Consider the following 17129-nt stretch of genomic DNA (forward strand, 5'->3'; position numbering starts at 1 on the left):
GCAGGGGGCGCAGCGGGACGGGGCTTTCAGGCGGCTCGCCGGACGTGGCATCATTTCCTGACCGGATGTCCGGTGCCTCGTTCTGGACCGCCATGAATCCGCCCTCCCTCAAACCGCGTGCGGCGAGCGCGCGCTGTCCGCGCTGCGGCTGCGCTTTCGACTGCGCGATGCATGGGCAACCGTTCGACTGCTGGTGCAAGTCCATGCCGGCGCTGCCCGCTGACCGGCTGGAGCCGGGTGGCCGCTGCCTGTGCCCGGAATGTCTCGCGGCCGAAATCGCCCGCGTGCACGTGCAGGCGGGCGGCGCCGCGGGTGGTGAGGCGGGCTGAGCGGCGCGGGACGCTTATCGATGCTGGCCGGCGAGCGTATCCAGATCCCGCGCCACCTCATCCAGCACCGGCTTCCACTCACCGAACCCGCGTTGCCGGTATAGCGTCGCGTTCGGATACCACGGGCTGTCACGGCGTTCGAGCAGCCATGTCCAGTGCGGATTGACGTCGAGCAGTACCCAAGTGCGCTGGCCGATCGCCCCGCTCAGATGAGCGACCGAGGTGCAGACGGTAATGATCAGGTCGAGCGCGCCGACGAAGGCAGCGGTGTCGTCGAAGCTCGTCAGCTCGGCTGTGTAATCCTCGATGGTGAGTCCGGCGATTTGCGCGGCGGCTACATCAGCGGCAGCGCCCGGCTGCAAAGAGTAAAACGTCACCCCGCCGATACCGGCAAAGGCCGATGCATAGCGCTCCCAGCCCACCGCGCGAAACGGATTGCGCTGATGCCCAAGGCTGCCGGTCCATGCCAGTCCGACCTTGAGCCGCTTCTCGCGCGGGCGCTTGAGCTGCTCGCCTGCGGTGAGCCGTGCGCGCCAGGCGGCACGGGCGGCGGCGTCCGCGTGCAGATAGGGAACCGTGCCGGCCAGCGTGTCGCCGAGCGTGCCGAGCGCGAGCGGCACGCTCATCAAAGGGATTTCGTAGTCGAACGCGGGCAGCGTCTCGACACCGCCCCCCGCCGAGTAGCCATCCACGTGGCGAGCGAGGCTACGCACGAGCAATTCGCCCATCTGCGGGAACGAGTTCCAGAGGAGACGGCCGCCTTGTGCATGGACGTGCTCCGCTAGCAGCGGGATATAGCGGCAGCATTGCAGCAGGTCGCCCATGCCCTGTTCACCCCACACCAGCAGTGTCTTGCCGGCAAGCGGCTCGCCCCGCCATTGCGGCGCCGGCATGGCGGGCCGCTTGCCGCCGAGTTCCCTTGAGCCTTGCCAGCGCGCCTCGTGAGCGGGCCACCCGTGCGCGTACTCGCCGCGCACGAGGTGCAGCATCGCCAGATTGGAGCGCATCGTGGGGTCGTCGGGTGCGTGTTGGCAGGCTGCCTGGGCGAACTGGAGGGCTTCGTCCCAGCGTTGTGCTTCCCTGAGCGCCAGTGCATGGTTGTTCAGCGCCAGCGCGCTGTGCGGCGCCAGTTCAACGGCGCGTGCGCCCGCTGCCAGCGCGCGCGGCAGGTTCATCGCAAAGCGGCTCGCCTGGGTGAGGTTGGTCCAGCCGTTGCTGTCGAGCGGGTCGGCCGCGACCGCGCTCTCCAGCAACGTCACCTGTTCAGCCACGCTACCACCCGAGAGCGTGAGCGCGCCGGCCAGATTCGTGCGCAACTGCGGCAAGCGCGGATCGAGGGCGAGGGCATGGCGATAAGGCGCAAGCGCCTCACCGTGGCGGTTCGCCATTTGCAACGCGTACCCTAGCCGGAAGCTGGCGGCGGCATCCGCGGGGTGGAGTTGGGCAATAATGGCGGCGAGCGCGATGGCCTCGTCGTGGCGGCGCTGTTCGATCAATGCGAGGGTGACTCGGCCGATTCCTTCGTTGCCGAAGTCTTGCAGATGCCCGGCGGCTTCGAGCCAGATGGCACGGGCTTCGGCCTGGCCGTTTTGCTGGGCTTGCGCCGCGCGCTGCAAGAAGGTCAGGAAGGCGGGCCACGCAGGGTGGCCCGGTGCGGAAATCGGAGGCTGCATCAATCTGTCCTGGCGGCGGCGCGATTCTTGTCAAACGGTGGATGGTATCGTCGAACCTCAACGCAGTGTCTCGGAGAACTCCGAACAGGTAAACTGGCGCTATGCATCGTATAACCAACACTGGCCGGGTCAACCTGGGGCATCTGTTCTGGCTGCGCTGTCTCGCGATTATCGGCCAACTGGTCACCATTGCGGTCGTGCAGATCTTTGTCGGCGTACATCTGCCGCTGCCGGCCATGCTGCTCGTGATCGGTCTCGAAACCCTCTTCAACGGTCTCACCTGGCTGCGCGTCTCGCGCCAGCGTCCCGAATCCAATCTCGAACTGTTCGGCCAGCTGTGGGTCGATCTCGGCGCCTTGTCGGCCTTGCTGTTTCTGTCGGGCGGCACGACCAATCCGTTTGTCTCGCTGTACCTGCCTTCGCTCGCCATTGCGGCGGCGGTATTGCCGTGGCATCTGATGCTGTGGCTCGCGGCGTTCGCGGTGGCGTGCTACGCGGTGCTCGGTTTCGACTCGGTGCCGCTGAACCTCGACAATCCCGCCAATCTGTTCGACTACTACCGTGCCGGCATGTGGGTGAACTTCACGGTCAGCGTCGGCCTGATTGCCTGGTTCGTCGCGCGCATGTCGCGTGCGCTGCGCCAGCGCGACGCGGCGCTCGGCGACGCCCAGCAGCGCCTCCTGCGCGACGAGCGCGCGGTGGCCCTCGGCGTGCAGGCGGCGACCGTCGCACATGAAATCGGCACGCCGCTGTCGACCATTGCGATGCTCTCCGAAGAATTGCGCGACGCTGCCCGCACCGACCAGGGCCTCGCCCCCTACAGCGCCGATCTCGAACTGCTCGAGCAGCAGATGTCGCTGTGCACGTCGGCGCTGGCCCGGCTGCGTTCGCGGGCGTCGGAGCCGGGCAGCCGCCAGCCGGTCGGTGAATGGCTCGAATCGTTTGCCCAGCAATGGCGTCTGCGTCATCCGGACGTCAAGCTCGAGCGGCCCGCTACGCCGTCAGCTGAGTTCGTCCTTGACGATACCGTCGCGGTAAGCCAGATTCTCACGATCCTGCTCGACAACGCGGCGCGGGCGAGCCGCGATCATGTGACGCTTGCCGCTACGCTCACGCAACAGGGCGATCGTATCGAATTCGAAGTTTGCGACGCCGGCCCGGGTATTCCAGCGTCATTGCGCGGCTCGCTTGGCGCGATGCCGGTCGACAGCACCCAGGGTGGTCACGGCGTCGGGTTGTATCTGGCGTTTTCGGCAGCGGCGCGGCTCGGCGGCTCGATTGAGCTGACCGACGTCAAGGAGACCCGGCCCCGCGGCACCCGTGCGGTGCTGCGGCTACCCGTGGCAGGCCGGCAATCATCCGGCGCGGGCCCTGGCGGCGCCGCGTCATCCAGTACGGAGAAACAGGCATGAGCGACATGAATTTTCTGGTGATCGACGACGACGAAGTGTTCTCCGGCATCCTCGCACGCGGTCTGACGCGGCGCGGCTATACGGTGGCCGAGGCACACAACGCGGAGGAGGCGATCAAGCTCGCGAATCAGCAGAAGTTTGGGCAGATCACCGTAGATCTGCACCTGGGCAACGATTCGGGACTCACCTTGGTGGCGCCGCTGCGCGAACTGCAGCCGGACGCGCGGATGCTGGTGCTGACCGGCTATGCGAGTATCGCGACGGCGGTGCAGGCGGTGAAGGACGGTGCGGACAACTACCTGGCGAAGCCCGCCAACGTGGAGACGATACTCTCGGCACTGCAAAGCGAAGCGAGTGCGCTACAGGCGGAAGAAGCGCTCGAGCATCCGACGCCGCTGTCGGTGGCGCGGCTCGAATGGGAGCATATTCAGCGCGTGCTGGCTGAGCATGGCGGCAATATTTCCGCGACGGCTCGCGCGTTGAACATGCATCGACGCACGCTACAGCGCAAGCTGGCCAAGCGGCCGGTGAAGCAATAAGACTCTCGCTGCGGCGAACCACGCCGCAGCGCATCTCATCGTGTCACGCCGTTACAGCACGTAGCGCGACAGGTCCTCGTCGTCGGCTACTTCGTTCAGCGCGCGGTCCACATACGCTGCATCGATCTTGACGTCTGTCCCGGCATGGTTGCCGGCCGCAAACGACACTTCTTCAAGCAGCTTTTCGATCACCGTGTAGAGGCGCCGTGCCCCGATGTTTTCCGTCTTCTCGTTCACCGAGAAGGCAATTTCAGCGAGGCGGCGAATCCCGTCGTCGGCGAAGTCGAGATGTACGTCTTCGGTTGCGAGCAGCGCCTGATATTGCTTTACCAGACTCGCGTCGGTTGACACCAGGATCGATTCGAAGTCCTTCACCGACAGCGAATCCAGTTCGACGCGAATCGGGAAACGCCCTTGCAGCTCAGGGATCAGGTCGCTCGGCTTGGCGAGGTGGAACGCGCCGCTGGCGATAAACAGGATGTGATCGGTCTTCACCATGCCGTACTTGGTGTTGATCGTCGTGCCCTCGACCAGTGGCAGCAGGTCGCGCTGCACGCCCTGGCGCGATACCTCGCCGCCGCCGGTTTCACTGCGCGAAGCGATCTTGTCGATCTCGTCGAGAAACACAATGCCGTTCTGCTCGACGTTCTGCACCGCCTTGGTCTTCACTTCCTCGTCGTTGAGCATCTTCGATGCTTCTTCGTCGGTCAGCAGCTTCAGTGCTTCCTTGACCTTCAGCTTGCGACGCGTCTTCTTGCCGCCACCGAGGTTGGCGAACATGGAGCGGATCTGTTCGGTCATGTCTTCCATGCCCGGCGGCCCCATGATGTCCATGCCCACTTGCGGCAGTTCGACGTCCAGTTCGATTTCCTTGTCGTCGAGCAGGCCCTCGCGCAGACGCTTGCGGAAGGTCTGGCGGGTCGCGCCGCCTTCGTCCGCGGTGTCCGTGGCGCTGGAGCTCGCGCCGAAACCGACCGGCCGCGCGCTCGGCAGCAGGATGTCGAGAATCCGGTCTTCCGCCTGATCTTGCGCCTTGGTGCGCACCTTGCGCATTTCCGTTTCGCGGGTCTGCTTGACCGAAATTTCGATCAGATCGCGCACGATGCTGTCGACGTCGCGGCCCACGTAACCCACTTCGGTGAACTTGGTGGCTTCGATCTTGATGAACGGCGCGTCGGCCAGCTTGGCGAGACGCCGGGCGATCTCCGTCTTGCCGACGCCGGTCGGTCCAATCATCAGGATGTTCTTCGGCGTGATTTCCTGACGCAGCGGCTCGCCGACCTGCTGGCGGCGCCAGCGGTTGCGCAGCGCCACCGCGACCGCTTTCTTGGCGCGGCCTTGGCCGATGATGTGCTTGTCGAGTTCCGAGACGATCTCGGCAGGGGTCATGGTGCTCATCGTGGGTCCTTACTCGATCGTCTCGATAACGCGGTTGTGATTCGTATAGATGCACATGTCGCCGGCAATCTGCAGTGACTTCTCGACGATCTCGCGCGGCGACAGTTCGGTGTTCTCAGCGAGCGCCTTGGCTGCCGCCTGCGCATAGGCGCCGCCCGAGCCGATTGCGCAGATGCCGCCTTCCGGGTCCAGCACGTCGCCGTTGCCGGTGATGACGAGGGTAGTGTGCGCGTCCGCGGCGATCAGCATGGCTTCGAGGCGGCGCAGCATGCGGTCGGTGCGCCAGTCTTTGGCAAGCTCGACGGCCGAGCGGGTCAGATTGCCCTGATGCTTTTCGAGCTTGGCTTCGAAACGGTCGAGCAGGGAAAAGGCGTCAGCCGTGCCGCCGGCGAAGCCGACCAGCACCTGGCCGTTATAGATCCGCCGGACCTTCTTGGCGCCGCCCTTCATGACGATGTTGCCGAGCGTGACCTGGCCGTCGCCGCCGAGGGCTACCTTGTCGCCGCGGCGCACGGAGACGATCGTCGTGCCGTGAAATTGCTCCATATGCGTTCCTTTTGTAAAACGGGTAGGACGCGGCAACGCTCGCGCGCCATCGCGCCGATGCGTCGGGCACCAATGCCTCGGGCGTCGAAAACGCCGGGCGCCGTACGCTGCCGCCTGAATCCGATAGAGCGGACGGTGCGCAGCCGGCAGCCGACTGAAAGCGGCCGGCGCGCGCCCGTGCAACGCATGTCCGGTTTATTTTAGGGCGTGCGCTCTCATATCAAGAGCTAGCCGGATGGCATAAGGCGGAAAAACGCCGGAAAAGCGGGGCCGCGCCGGGTAAGAGCGTGAGGGTTTCGGGTCGAGGCCGGGAAAATGACACAGCGCGCATCGAACTGGCGCCCGATGCGGTAAAAGATGCTGGTCCACGGGGGCCCGCAACGTGGGCGGGCCAGTTGGAGCGGTTGCCAGGGCAAGCGTTGCGGCAAAGAAAAAGGCGCACAGTTCACCGTGCGCCTCTCAACGAAGCAGCCTGTGAGGGCGGGCGCTAGCCGCGCCGCGGGCGTTCAGTCGCCGAACAGCTTCTGGCGCAGTTCGCGGCGTTCCTGCGCTTCGAGCGACAGGGTTGCCGTGGGCCGGGCGAGCATACGCGGAACGCCGATCGGTTCGCCGGTTTCTTCACACCAGCCATATTCGCCCGATTCAATCCGCGCGAGCGATTGCTGCACCTTCTTCAGCAGCTTGCGTTCGCGGTCGCGCGTGCGCAGTTCCAGCGCATGCTCTTCCTCGATCGTCGCGCGATCGGCCGGGTCCGGCACGATCACGGTTTCGCGCAGGTTTTCGGTCGTCTGGCCGGCATTGCGGAGAATCTCCGCCTGCAGCTGTTCAAGCTTGTTCTTGAAGAAAGCGAGCTGATCCTCATTCATGTAATCCTTGTCGCTCATCTTCAGGATTTCGGCTTCGGTCAAGAGTCGTTTCGTCGTCATCTGGCTTGCTTCTTCAATGTGAGGCAAAACTCGTACATGTTGCCCGCACTTTCGTGTTGCCCGCAAAGGCGCTGCAAAACGCTCAAAGAGCGCTGGCGAACACGGACGGTGGGCTGTCGTGACGCCGTAGCGCCGGACGCCTGAGCGCCGGGCGCCCTGGCGTCGATGCGGGGCCGAACTCCTCTGGAAACGGTCTTCAAATGCTCCTGAGGCATTGCTTACCGGTGGCGCGCCCTTCGGGGCGGTGGGCCAGCCAGCTTGTCGGCGTGCTGCTCCCCGGACAAGATTTTCCGGTGCCGTGTCAGGCCCGGCGCGGGATACGCGCTGACCGGGCAATCGTTCTCATTCTCCAGTGGGCTCGTATTGTAACTGAATCACAATCCGCTACCGCAACCGTGTTTATTCGGGGCCGCGGCGTTCCAATATCCTGAAAATATAACGCGCGAACGGCTAAAAAGCGATGGCCGCGCACGAATCCTGCAACAAGGGTTTTCACGCGTTTTTCACACGTGGTGTGCTGGCGGCGGGTTTTCAACCTGACGGGTGAGGGATTTGGGAGACTCGCATACTTCGTTCCCGGTGGCTGCCAGACCTGCATCTGCCTGTATTTGTCTGCATACCGCCTGCTTTCTAGTCGGCTTGCAGCGGCAGGCGGAGCTTCGGTGCCTGCCGACAGGCGGCCGCGGGCGGACCCACGGACGGGCCCGCAGACGGGCCCACTGAGCGCGGCTCTCCCGGCTTGCGCTTACACGAGGCAGGCGCTCAGGCCGTCGGTAATCAGGTCTTGCGGCAGCTCGATACCGATGAACACCATTTTGCTGTTCTTCTTTTCCACCGGCTGCCACTTGGCGGCCAGATCGCTGCCCATCATCTGGTGCACGCCCTGGAACACCACCTTGCGGTCGACGCCCTTCATATACAGCACGCCCTTGTAGCGCAGCAGCCGCTCACCGTAAATCTGCAGGATGCCACCGAGGAAGTCCTCGAGTTTGTTCGGATCGAACGGCCGCTCGCTGCGGAACACGAACGATTTGATCTTGTCGTCGTGATGCGCGTGGTGGTGATGGCCGTGGTCGTGGCCCTCGTGATCGCAGTGGCCATGATCGTGGTCGCAGTTCGCGTGATCGTCATGGGTATGGCCGTGCTCGTCGTGCGCGTGGGCGTGGCTGTGCGCGTGCTCGTCTTCGGCGAGGAAGTCCGGGTCGATCTCGAGCTTGGCGTTCAGGTTGAAGCCGCGCAGATCGAAGATTTCCTTGATATCGGCCTCGCCGAAATTCACCACCTTGATCGCGGCGCGCGGATTCATGTGCAGCAGGCGATGGCGCAGGGCGTCCACGGCGGCTTCGTCCACCAGGTCGGCCTTGGTGATGAACAGGCGGTCCGCAAAGCCGACCTGGCGCTGCACCACTTCGTGTTCGTCCAACTGGTGATTGGCGTGCTTGGCATCGACCAGGGTGATGATCGCGTCGAGCAGGAATTCGTCGGCGATCTCGTTATCCATGAAGAACGTCTGGGCCACCGGGCCGGGGTTCGCGAGACCGGTGGTTTCGATCACCACGCGCTCGAAATCCAGCTCGCCGGCGCGCTTTTTCGCCGCCAGATCGCCGAGCACGCGCGCCAGATCGCCGCGAATCGTGCAGCAGATGCAGCCGTTGCTCATCTGGATAATCTGTTCGTTCGAGTCCTGCACGAGGATCTCGTTGTCGATGTTCTCTTCGCCGAACTCGTTTTCGATCACGGCGATTTTCATGCCGTGCTTTTCATTCAGGATGCGCTTGAGCAGGGTGGTTTTGCCGCTGCCGAGAAAGCCGGTCAGGATAGTGACGGGAATCATGGTGGTCGCCTGTTGGTGCGTGAGTCTGTGCGTAAATCGGAATGCTTGCCGCGACGGCGGCGTACCTGCCGCGCCGTTCGAGCCGGTCGGTTATTGAAACATATCTGCCAGGCTGCTGCAGGGGGCGGGCCGCCGCGCTGCCGCTCGCTGCGAAATATCCCCCAACTATGGGCGATCAGGCGATTTGCAACAATAGGCCTTTCAGATATTCGCCTTCCGGAAAAGCCGTGAGCAGCGGATGGTCGACGCCGGCGCCGAGACGCTTGAGGATGCGGGCATCGACGCGCGCATCGGCCGCCGCGCCGGCAACGATCTTCTGGAACAGCTCGGCGTCGATTGCACCCGAGCACGAGTAGGTGAAGAGCAGCCCGCCCGGGCGCAGCAGCTTGAGGCCGGTGAGGTTGATGTCCTTGTAGGCACGCGCGGCGCGGTCCACGTGTTCGCGGGACGGCGCGAATTTGGGCGGGTCCAGCACGATCAGGTCGAAGCGCTCGCCCTCGTCGTGCAGCCGGCGCAGTGTCTTGAACGCGTCGGCATCGAGCCAGGCGGCGCGCTGTGCGTCGAAACCGTTCACGGCAACGTTCTGCTGCGCGAGCGCCAATGCTTCGCCGGACGAATCGATCGAGACGACCCGCTTCGCACCGCCCTTGAGCGCCGCCAGCGAGAAGCCGCCGGTGTAGCAGAAGCAGTTCAGCACGTCGCGCTCCCGTGCCAGTTCCTGCACGAGGGCGCGGTTATCGCGCTGGTCGACGTAAAAGCCGGTCTTGTGGCCGTTGCGCACATCCACGTGGTAGCGCACGCCGTTTTCGCTCGCGATCAGCGGGTCGGACGGCGGCTCGCCCGCCAGCACGCCGGTGGTCTGCTCCAGACCTTCCTTTTCGCGGATCGACACGTCCGAGCGCTCATAGACGTTCGGGCAGCCGGTTGAGGCGGTCAATGCCGCGACGATCGCCTCCTTCCACGCCTCGACGCCCGCCGCCATGAACTGGCAGACCAGCTGGCTGCGCTGGCCGGGGTCTTCGGCGACGTAGTGGTCGACGATCAGCCCAGGCAGGCCGTCCGCTTCGCCGAAGATCAGCCGCACCGCGCCGGTGTTGCGCACCATTGCCCGGCGGTGCTCGATGGCGCGCTGCACGCGGCGCTTGAAGAACGCGTGATCGATCGGTTCGGCTTCGTCGAAGCTCCATACCCGCGCGCGGATCTGCGAGTGCGGACTGTAGGCCGCGCGGGCGAGAAAGCGGCCGTCGTGCGCGCGCACCAGCACGGTGGCGCCGGCGGCCGGCTTGCCGTCCACGCGCTCGATGGCGGTCGCGTAGACCCACGGGTGGCGGCGCAGCAGCGACTTCTCTTTCGATGGTTTGAGCGTAATGGTATTCATGACTTCGTGAGGTATTCAGCAGAACAATGTGCCGCGTAAACCGGTGAATACAGCGGCGAATAAAGCAATGAAACCGGTGACGGCGGGCGCCGGCGCGGCTGGAAAAGCCGCCTCGGCTGCGTTTTCCGTCGCGTTCTCAGCCGCGCTTTTTTGCGCGCGGATGCGCCTGATCGTAGACATGCGCCAGATGCTGGAAATCGAGCGCGGTGTACACCTGGGTGGCGGTGATGCTGGCGTGCCCGAGCAACTCCTGCACCGCGCGCAGGTCGCCGCTCGATTGCAGCACGTGGGTGGCAAACGAGTGGCGCAGCACGTGCGGATGCACGTTGGCGGGAATGCCCGCGGTGAGCGCCATGCGCTTGACGCGCTCGCGCACGACGTTCGGCGACATCCGGTTGCCGCGCGCCGACAGAAACAGCGGATGCGGGTCCTGCCTGACGAATTCGCCGCGCACCGCGAGCCAGGCGTTGAGGGCGTCGAGCGCCTTGCTGCCCACCGGCACCACGCGGCGCCGGTTGCCCTTGCCGAGCACTTCGACTTCGGTGGATTCGAGCTTGAGCCAGCCGGCGGAACGATAACCGTCGGCGTCGGCAAAGCGCACATCGAGGCTGACCAGTTCGGCAAGGCGCAAGCCCGACGAATAGAACAACTCGAGGATCGCGTGATCGCGCAGCCCTTCGGTGCTGCCGGCGGCGGGCGCTTCCATCAGCCGGTTGGCATCGTCCACCGAGAGCGCCTTGGGCAGCGTTTTCGCCTGCTTCGGCGCGCGCACGGTGGCGACCGGGTTGGCCGGCAAATCGACCCGGCCCGCCAGCCAGCGGTAAAAGGCACGCCACGCCGAGAGCCGGTGGCTGATCGAGCGCGCCGTCATGCCGGCCGCGTGCGCTCTTGAGACCGCGCTGCGGATATCGATCGCAGTCAGGCTTTCCAGCGGGCGGCCCTTGGCCAGCAGCTTCAGCTCTTCCAGTTCATGGCGGTAGCCGCGCAGCGTATGCGCCGAAAGCCGCCGCTCGTGTTCGAGATTCGACAGGTAGGCGGCGATCGGGTCGGAGTCGGTCACGGTGGCGGGCGGTGGCAGCGAGTCGGCGACGGGAGACGCGAGTGGGCGCGGGCCGGGTTTATAGCCGGGCGCGTCAGCGCGGCAGCAGCCGGCTCAGCGCCGCGCTGGCGAGGGCGCCGATCTGCGTCAGAAAGTCGGTCGCCATGCCGTCGTGAAAGCGGCGCGGATCGGCCGAGCCCATCACCAGCAGGCCGAAGGTCGGCGCGTCTTCATCGCCCTCGGGGTCGCGCAGCGCCAGCAAGGCGATCGATTCGGTTGCGTGCGCACCGTCCGGTGCACCGGCTCCATCGGCCGGCACAGCGCTGAGCGCCGGCACGAGCCATTGCGCCGCTTCGAAGCCGGTATTGGCGCCGCAATACGGGGTGGCGAGGCTGTTGGCGAAGATCCGCACTTCCTCGCCGACCTGACGCGCGAAATCCGCCTGGCCGTACGGTTCAGCCACGTCCCACACGCGCAGCGCCGCCTGCGGTACGTCGAACACGTCGCGCAGGCCGTTGGCGATAGTGCGCGGCAGCGCGTACGGATCGCGCTCGGCCATCACGCGAGTGGTCCAGCGGCTGAACTTCGAGGCAATGCTGTCGTTCTCATGCCCGTAACGCAGCAGTTCGGCGAGGCGCCGTTCGAGATGCTTGTTCTTCTCGCGCAGCATGTCCATCTGCCGTTCCTGCAGCGAGACCGCGGCTTTGCCATGCGGATTCGCGAGCTTGATGGTCGCGAGCATTTCCGCGTGTTCCGCGAAAAAATCGGGGTTGGCGAGCAGGTATTCGGCGACTTCGCGATCGTTCATGGTTTCGGCTAAAGGACTACGCCCTCAGGCGGGCGCATCGGTCAATGGGGTCAGTCGGCCACTCGTCTGGTCAAGCTTGGGTCACGCGCCCGGGTCAAGCGTTCTGGTTCACACGCCTCGTTCACGCATTCGGCCGTTCAGTCGGCCAGCTCGATCTCACCTTCGAAGACAGTCGCGGCGGGGCCGGCCATCAGAAGCGGTGCGGCGTCGTGCTCGCCGTTCCACGAGATGGTCAGCGTGCCGCCATGGGTGTGCACTTTCACCGGCGCGTCGAGCAGCCCGCGGCGGATGCCGGCGGCGACCGCCGCGCAGGCGCCTGTGCCGCACGCCAGCGTTTCGCCGGCGCCGCGTTCGTAGACGCGCAGCTTGACTTCGTTGCGCGCGACAATCTGCATGAAGCCGGCGTTCACGCGTTGCGGGAAGCGCGGATGCCGCTCGATCACCGGACCGTCTACCAGCACGGGAAACGCCTCGACATCGTCCACCACCTGCACGGCGTGCGGATTGCCCATCGAGACCACGGAGATCCAGCGCGTTTCACCGTTCACTTCGAGCGGCCAGAGCGTGTCGCCACCCTCGCGGCGGCCGTCGAGACCGCTTGCCTCGAACGGCACGCGCGCGGGCTCGAACACCGGTACGCCCATGTCCACGGTGACTTCGCCGTTGTCCTGCATGGTGAGCGTGATGACGCCGTTCTGCACCTGGACGCGCACGCTGCGCTTGTCGGTCAGGCGCGTGTCGCGCACGAACTTGACGAAACAGCGCGCGCCGTTGCCGCAGTGTTCGACCTCGCCGCCGTCGCAATTGAAAATGCGGTATCTGAAATCCACACCTTCGATGGTGGGCTTTTCGACCAGCAGGAGCTGGTCGGCGCCGACGCCGAAGTGCCGGTCCGCGAGCGCGCGCACCTGGTCCGCGCTCAGGTTGAGCGCCTGTGTAAAGCCGTCGAGCACGACAAAGTCGTTGCCCGCGCCGTGCATTTTGGTGAATTTCAGTCTCATGCCGCTATTGTAAGGGACGCGCGCACAGGTGCGCCGAACGACGGTTTTATTGTGTTGTATGCGTGGAATGCCTGCGCCGTTGCGAGGCGCGGGCGGCGTCGATCCACGGTGCTTCAGTAAAAGCTCGGATCGCCCGGTGGACGCGTCTTGAAGCGCTTGTGAACCCAATAGTACTGTTCCGGCATAGGGGGAATCTGTTCTTCGAGGAACGCGTTCATGCGGCGCGCGTCGGTATCGTCGTCACCGGTGGGGTAGTTGTCCCACGGCTTGAATACCTTGAGGCGATAGCCCTTGTAGTTTGGCAGCACTTCGCCGATGAACGGCACCACCTGCGCATTGCCGACTTTCGCGAGCCGTCCGACCGCCGTCAGCGTGCAGGTCGGCACGCCGAAAAACGGCACGAAGGTCGAATTGCGCATGCCGTAGTCCATGTCGGCGCCGAGCATCACCGGTTTCCTGTCGCGCAGCCAGCGCAACACGATGCGGGCGCTGTCGGCGCGGCTCGCCATGTCGGCGCCGAAGCGTGCGCGCGCCGCCTTGGCGACCTCCTCGAGTTCCGGGTTCGACATGGGCTGATAGAGCGAGCCGCACTGACGCTTCAACGAATAGTTGAGGAAGATCGAGCCCGCCTCGATGCCGACGAAGTGGAAGCCGAGAAACAGCGTGGGCGGCAGATTGGGATCGGTGAGGTCGATCGCGCTATCGAGCTGGATCAGCTTTTCCAGCTTCTTCGCCGAGCCGAACCACTGCACGCTGCGCTCCAGATAGCTGCGGATGGCTTGCCGGAAATGCTTCTGTGCGACGTCTTCACGGCGTTCGTCGCTCCATTCGGGGAAGCACAGCTTCAGGTTGATGTGGACGATGCGTTTGCGCCGGCTGGGGATCTGATAGAGCAGCCAGCCAAGGCCGTCGCCGAGGCGGGCGATCAGGCCGTACGGCAATAAGGCGAACAGTTTCAGCAATCCGATGGCGAGCCTGGCTCCGAAGCGGCTCAGCATGCGGCCGCTCCGCGGCAGGCGCCTGATGACGCGGCGCTCAAGTAAACCGAAATCGAGTCGAAATACAACACGCGTGGGTACTCTGTGACAAATGTAGGAAGTCGCTATAATAAGGGCTTCGCCGAGTTAATAGACAACTTGCGGGGCGAAGCTGCCAGGCGCAATCCACGTGATCTGCGTCGAACAGTCAGGAAATCCGCTAAAGCGTCGCCGCTTCAGGCCCCGAAGCTGGCTACGTGAAACTCTCAACCGTAACCACACAACAGGAGTCTGCAACGTGGCAAACGACTATCTTTTCACCTCGGAATCCGTCTCCGAAGGCCATCCGGACAAGGTCGCCGATCAGATCTCTGATGCGATTCTTGACGCCATCCTGACCCAGGACAAATATTCGCGCGTTGCCGCGGAAACGCTGTGCAACACGGGTCTGGTCGTGCTGGCGGGTGAAATCACCACGACCGCGAACGTCGACTACATCCAGGTCGCGCGCAACACGATCAAGCGCATCGGCTACGACAACACCGAATACGGTATCGACTATCGCGGCTGCGCGGTGCTGGTCGCCTATGACAAACAGTCGCCGGACATCGCCCAGGGCGTGGACCGTGCACACGACAACAACCTCGATCAAGGCGCCGGCGACCAGGGCCTGATGTTCGGCTATGCGTGTGAAGAAACGCCGGAACTGATGCCGCTGCCGATCCACCTGTCGCACCGTCTGGTCGAGCGCCAGGCCAACCTGCGCCGCGACGGCCGCCTGCCCTGGCTGCGCCCGGATGCGAAGTCGCAGGTCACCGTGCGCTACGTCGACGGCAAGCCGCATTCGATCGACACGGTGGTGCTGTCCACGCAGCATTCGCCGGACATCGAACTGGCCACGCTGCGCGAAGCGGTGATCGAAGAAGTCATCAAGCCGACGCTGCCGGCTGACCTGATCAAGGGCGACATCAAGTTCCTGGTCAACCCGACCGGCCGTTTCGTGATTGGCGGTCCGCAAGGCGATTGCGGCCTGACCGGCCGCAAGATCATCGTCGACACCTACGGCGGCGCGGCTCCGCACGGCGGCGGCGCGTTCTCCGGCAAGGATCCGTCGAAGGTCGACCGTTCGGCTGCCTATGCTGGCCGTTATGTCGCGAAGAACATCGTCGCGGCCGGTCTCGCGTCGCGCTGCCTGATCCAGGTGTCGTATGCAATCGGCGTGGCCCAGCCGACTTCGGTGATGGTCAACACGTTCGGCACCGGCCGCGTCTCGGATGCGACGATCACGCGCCTCGTGCAGGAACACTTCGACCTGCGTCCGAAGGGCATCATCCAGATGCTGGATCTGCTGCGTCCGATCTACGAGAAGAGCGCGGCTTACGGCCACTTCGGCCGCGAAGAGCCGGAATTCACGTGGGAAGCGACGGACAAGGCGCTCGCCCTGGCCGAAGCCGCAGGTACGGAGCCGGTGGCTGCACTCGCGTAAGCGGGTTCGACCGGTTCCACAAAAAAACCCCGCCCGGCGTGAAGCCGGGCGGGGTTTTTCTATTTCAATCGCACCCTATTAAAGCCGGGGGCCGCTGAGCTGCTGCTTCAGCGGCTCGCGAACGCGAACCAGCCCTCGCTGCTTGCAGCCATCCGGCGCGGCCGGCGACTGGCGGCATAGCGAACGCTCGGCGCCTGCGTTGTCAACGCGCGCAGCGGCGTCGGCTTGCGCAACAGCGTGCGCAGCGAAAAGCGGCGCGAGCCGGCCTGTGTGCGCAGCGCTGTAAAGAAGGTCTGAAACCAGGTACGGATGCCATCCACGGGTTTGGCCTCGCGCCATTGGCCTGCAAGTGCGCGCGTGCGCGTGGCATGGTGACGCAGCGCTCGCACCACATGGCGGCGCGCGGGACGTGCCGCTTTCAGCGCGGCGCGGGTAAGACGGGTACTCAGGAGTGTGTGCATGGCTTCAAAGGTGGGCAACGGGCCGCGCGGAGGAGGTGCCGCAAAAACATGCAGCAAGCATGCCAACGGGGGCGGCTAGCAGACCCAAGGACTGACCGGGAGTGGCGGCGACGGCCGGAACTGGCCGTGCGCAAAGGAAAGCAGCAGGAATTACGATCAACATGCTTGCAGGCTACACGCGAATCGTGACGTCCGAAAGTCGGTTTTAACCCGGGCGCTTACGGGTTTTTACGGGGCAGATCGCAGCACGAAGGCGGGATGATCGGACCCTTGGCGGTCGATTGATGTGCAGTCTCGCCCCTCTCGGGTGCACTGATTCGCTGCGCATGCGCATCACCTCGATCCGCATGATTCCAGTCCGCATGACCTCACTTGCGCAGGTCGTCGCACGGGATACCTCCGCAAAGCGGTCGCAACGGTAGGGCCACAAAAGCAGCACCGCTGGACCCATTGGCAGGGGCGCAAGGCCCGTCCAACTTGGCGCGCACGGGGATCGCGTACGTTTTACAATTGGAGATCAGCCAGTAAAAAGTAACGGAATACCCCATGTCAGTCCATTCGAAGAAAGAACAGGTTCAGATGTTGCGGGAACGGGGCTTCGTCGTCGTGCCGGGGCTGGTTTCGCCCGAGCGCTGCGCCGAACTGAAACAGATTGCGCAGCAGCAGTTGGTGGAAGCGGCGGCGCCGATCGAGTTCGAGGCGGATCTGCGCTATCCGGGCGCGCCGGAATCGAAACATGCGCCCGGCGGCCACACGGTGCGGCGCCTCCTGGATGCCTATGCGCGCCATCCGCGCTTTGCCGAGTGGGCCACGGCGCCGGAAATCCGCGGCTGGATGGAGACTTATTTCGGCGAGGAGCCGCGCCTCTCGCGCGCCCATCACAACTGCATGATGACCAAGCATCCGGCCTACGGCAGTCTGACCGGCTGGCACCGTGACGTGCGTTACTGGTCGTTCGAGCGGGACGATCTGGTGTCGGTGTGGCTCGCGCTCGGTCCGGAGACCGTCGAGAACGGCGCGCTGTGGCTTGTGCCGCAGTCGCACAACGCGACCTTCACATCCGAGCGTTTCGACGGGGCCAAGTTCTTCCGCTCCGATCTGCCGGAGAACCAGGCCTTGATTCAGACCGCCGTGTCGCCGGCGCTTCAGACCGGCGATGTGGTGTTCTTTCATTGCAACACGCTGCACTCGGCCGGGAAGAATCTCAGTGACGACGTGAAGTTCTCGCTGGTCTATACGTACCACGGCGCCAGCAACGTGCCGCTGCCGGGCTCGCGTTCAGCGTCGAAGCCGGAAGTGGCGTTCTGATAGGTTGCCGCTAC

At 64.6% G+C, this 17129-nt stretch carries 16 protein-coding genes; 5 read left to right on the forward strand and 11 right to left on the reverse strand.

What is annotated here, in order from left to right; genetic code table 11:
• The first annotated feature begins 92 nt into the window (after nt 1-92).
• Nucleotides 93-329: a cysteine-rich CWC family protein gene (locus tag FFS45_RS36565; protein ID WP_137959509.1), complete on the forward strand. Its 237-nt coding sequence runs from the start codon at nt 93-95 to the stop codon at nt 327-329.
• 14 nt (nt 330-343) lie between these two features.
• Here FFS45_RS36565 and FFS45_RS36570 read toward each other — a convergent pair whose 3' ends face one another.
• Nucleotides 344-2002: a hypothetical protein gene (locus FFS45_RS36570; protein ID WP_137959510.1), complete on the reverse strand. Its 1659-nt coding sequence runs from the start codon at nt 2000-2002 to the stop codon at nt 344-346.
• A 101-nt stretch (nt 2003-2103) separates the two neighbouring features.
• Between FFS45_RS36570 and FFS45_RS36575 the strand changes: the two genes are divergently transcribed.
• Both FFS45_RS36575 and FFS45_RS36580 read left to right on the forward strand, forming a co-directional pair.
• Nucleotides 2104-3414: an ATP-binding protein gene (locus FFS45_RS36575; RefSeq protein ID WP_137959511.1), complete on the forward strand. Its 1311-nt coding sequence runs from the start codon at nt 2104-2106 to the stop codon at nt 3412-3414.
• Nucleotides 3411-3953 carry a response regulator transcription factor gene (locus FFS45_RS36580; RefSeq protein WP_090680827.1) on the forward strand — a complete coding sequence of 181 codons (543 nt, stop codon included), beginning with the start codon at nt 3411-3413 and terminating at the stop codon, nt 3951-3953. Before FFS45_RS36575 ends, FFS45_RS36580 begins: the two co-directional genes overlap by 4 nt.
• 51 nt (nt 3954-4004) lie before the next feature.
• On the opposite strand, the gene hslU is transcribed toward FFS45_RS36580, so the two are convergent.
• The 9 genes from hslU to FFS45_RS36625 form a co-directional block, all read right to left on the reverse strand.
• Nucleotides 4005-5351, reverse strand: coding sequence for an ATP-dependent protease ATPase subunit HslU (gene hslU, locus FFS45_RS36585; RefSeq protein ID WP_137959512.1), 1347 nt, complete (start codon nt 5349-5351; stop codon nt 4005-4007).
• 9 nt (nt 5352-5360) lie between these two features.
• Complete coding sequence (gene hslV, locus FFS45_RS36590; RefSeq protein WP_137959513.1) at nt 5361-5897, reverse strand: ATP-dependent protease subunit HslV; 537 nt, start codon at nt 5895-5897, stop codon at nt 5361-5363.
• A 506-nt stretch (nt 5898-6403) separates the two neighbouring features.
• A complete protein-coding gene (gene dksA / locus FFS45_RS36595) occupies nt 6404-6823 on the reverse strand; it encodes an RNA polymerase-binding protein DksA (RefSeq protein WP_137959514.1) in 420 nt (139 codons plus the stop codon).
• Nucleotides 6824-7568: 745 nt separating this feature from the next.
• A complete protein-coding gene (locus FFS45_RS36600; RefSeq protein WP_137959515.1) occupies nt 7569-8657 on the reverse strand; it encodes a GTP-binding protein in 1089 nt (362 codons plus the stop codon).
• A 175-nt stretch (nt 8658-8832) separates the two neighbouring features.
• Complete coding sequence (locus FFS45_RS36605) at nt 8833-10035, reverse strand: class I SAM-dependent rRNA methyltransferase (RefSeq protein WP_137959516.1); 1203 nt, start codon at nt 10033-10035, stop codon at nt 8833-8835.
• 136 nt (nt 10036-10171) lie between these two features.
• The gene (xerC, locus tag FFS45_RS36610; protein WP_137959517.1) at nt 10172-11095 is read right to left on the reverse strand and encodes a tyrosine recombinase XerC; all 924 of its coding nucleotides are present in this window, start codon (nt 11093-11095) and stop codon (nt 10172-10174) included.
• A gap of 73 nt (nt 11096-11168) precedes the next feature.
• Entirely contained in the window at nt 11169-11882 is a 714-nt protein-coding gene (locus FFS45_RS36615; protein WP_137959518.1) for a DUF484 family protein, read from the reverse strand.
• A 137-nt stretch (nt 11883-12019) separates the two neighbouring features.
• Entirely contained in the window at nt 12020-12883 is an 864-nt protein-coding gene (gene dapF, locus FFS45_RS36620) for a diaminopimelate epimerase (protein ID WP_137959519.1), read from the reverse strand.
• Between the two features lie 113 nt (nt 12884-12996).
• The gene (locus FFS45_RS36625) at nt 12997-13881 is read right to left on the reverse strand and encodes a lipid A biosynthesis lauroyl acyltransferase (RefSeq protein WP_137959520.1); all 885 of its coding nucleotides are present in this window, start codon (nt 13879-13881) and stop codon (nt 12997-12999) included.
• 277 nt (nt 13882-14158) lie between these two features.
• Here FFS45_RS36625 and metK point away from each other — a divergent pair, with 277 nt between their 5' ends.
• Nucleotides 14159-15346 (forward strand): methionine adenosyltransferase, encoded by a 1188-nt coding sequence (gene metK, locus FFS45_RS36630; protein ID WP_137959521.1) that lies wholly within the window; start codon nt 14159-14161, stop codon nt 15344-15346.
• A 107-nt stretch (nt 15347-15453) separates the two neighbouring features.
• On the opposite strand, the gene FFS45_RS36635 is transcribed toward metK, so the two are convergent.
• The gene (locus FFS45_RS36635; RefSeq protein ID WP_137959522.1) at nt 15454-15807 is read right to left on the reverse strand and encodes a hypothetical protein; all 354 of its coding nucleotides are present in this window, start codon (nt 15805-15807) and stop codon (nt 15454-15456) included.
• 546 nt (nt 15808-16353) lie between these two features.
• On the opposite strand from FFS45_RS36635, the gene FFS45_RS36640 reads away from it, so the two are divergent.
• Complete coding sequence (locus FFS45_RS36640) at nt 16354-17115, forward strand: phytanoyl-CoA dioxygenase family protein (protein WP_137959523.1); 762 nt, start codon at nt 16354-16356, stop codon at nt 17113-17115.
• The last annotated feature ends 14 nt before the right edge of the window (nt 17116-17129 follow it).

The organism is Burkholderia sp. 4M9327F10, from assembly GCF_005503145.1.
Taxonomy (GTDB): Bacteria; Pseudomonadota; Gammaproteobacteria; order Burkholderiales; family Burkholderiaceae; genus Paraburkholderia.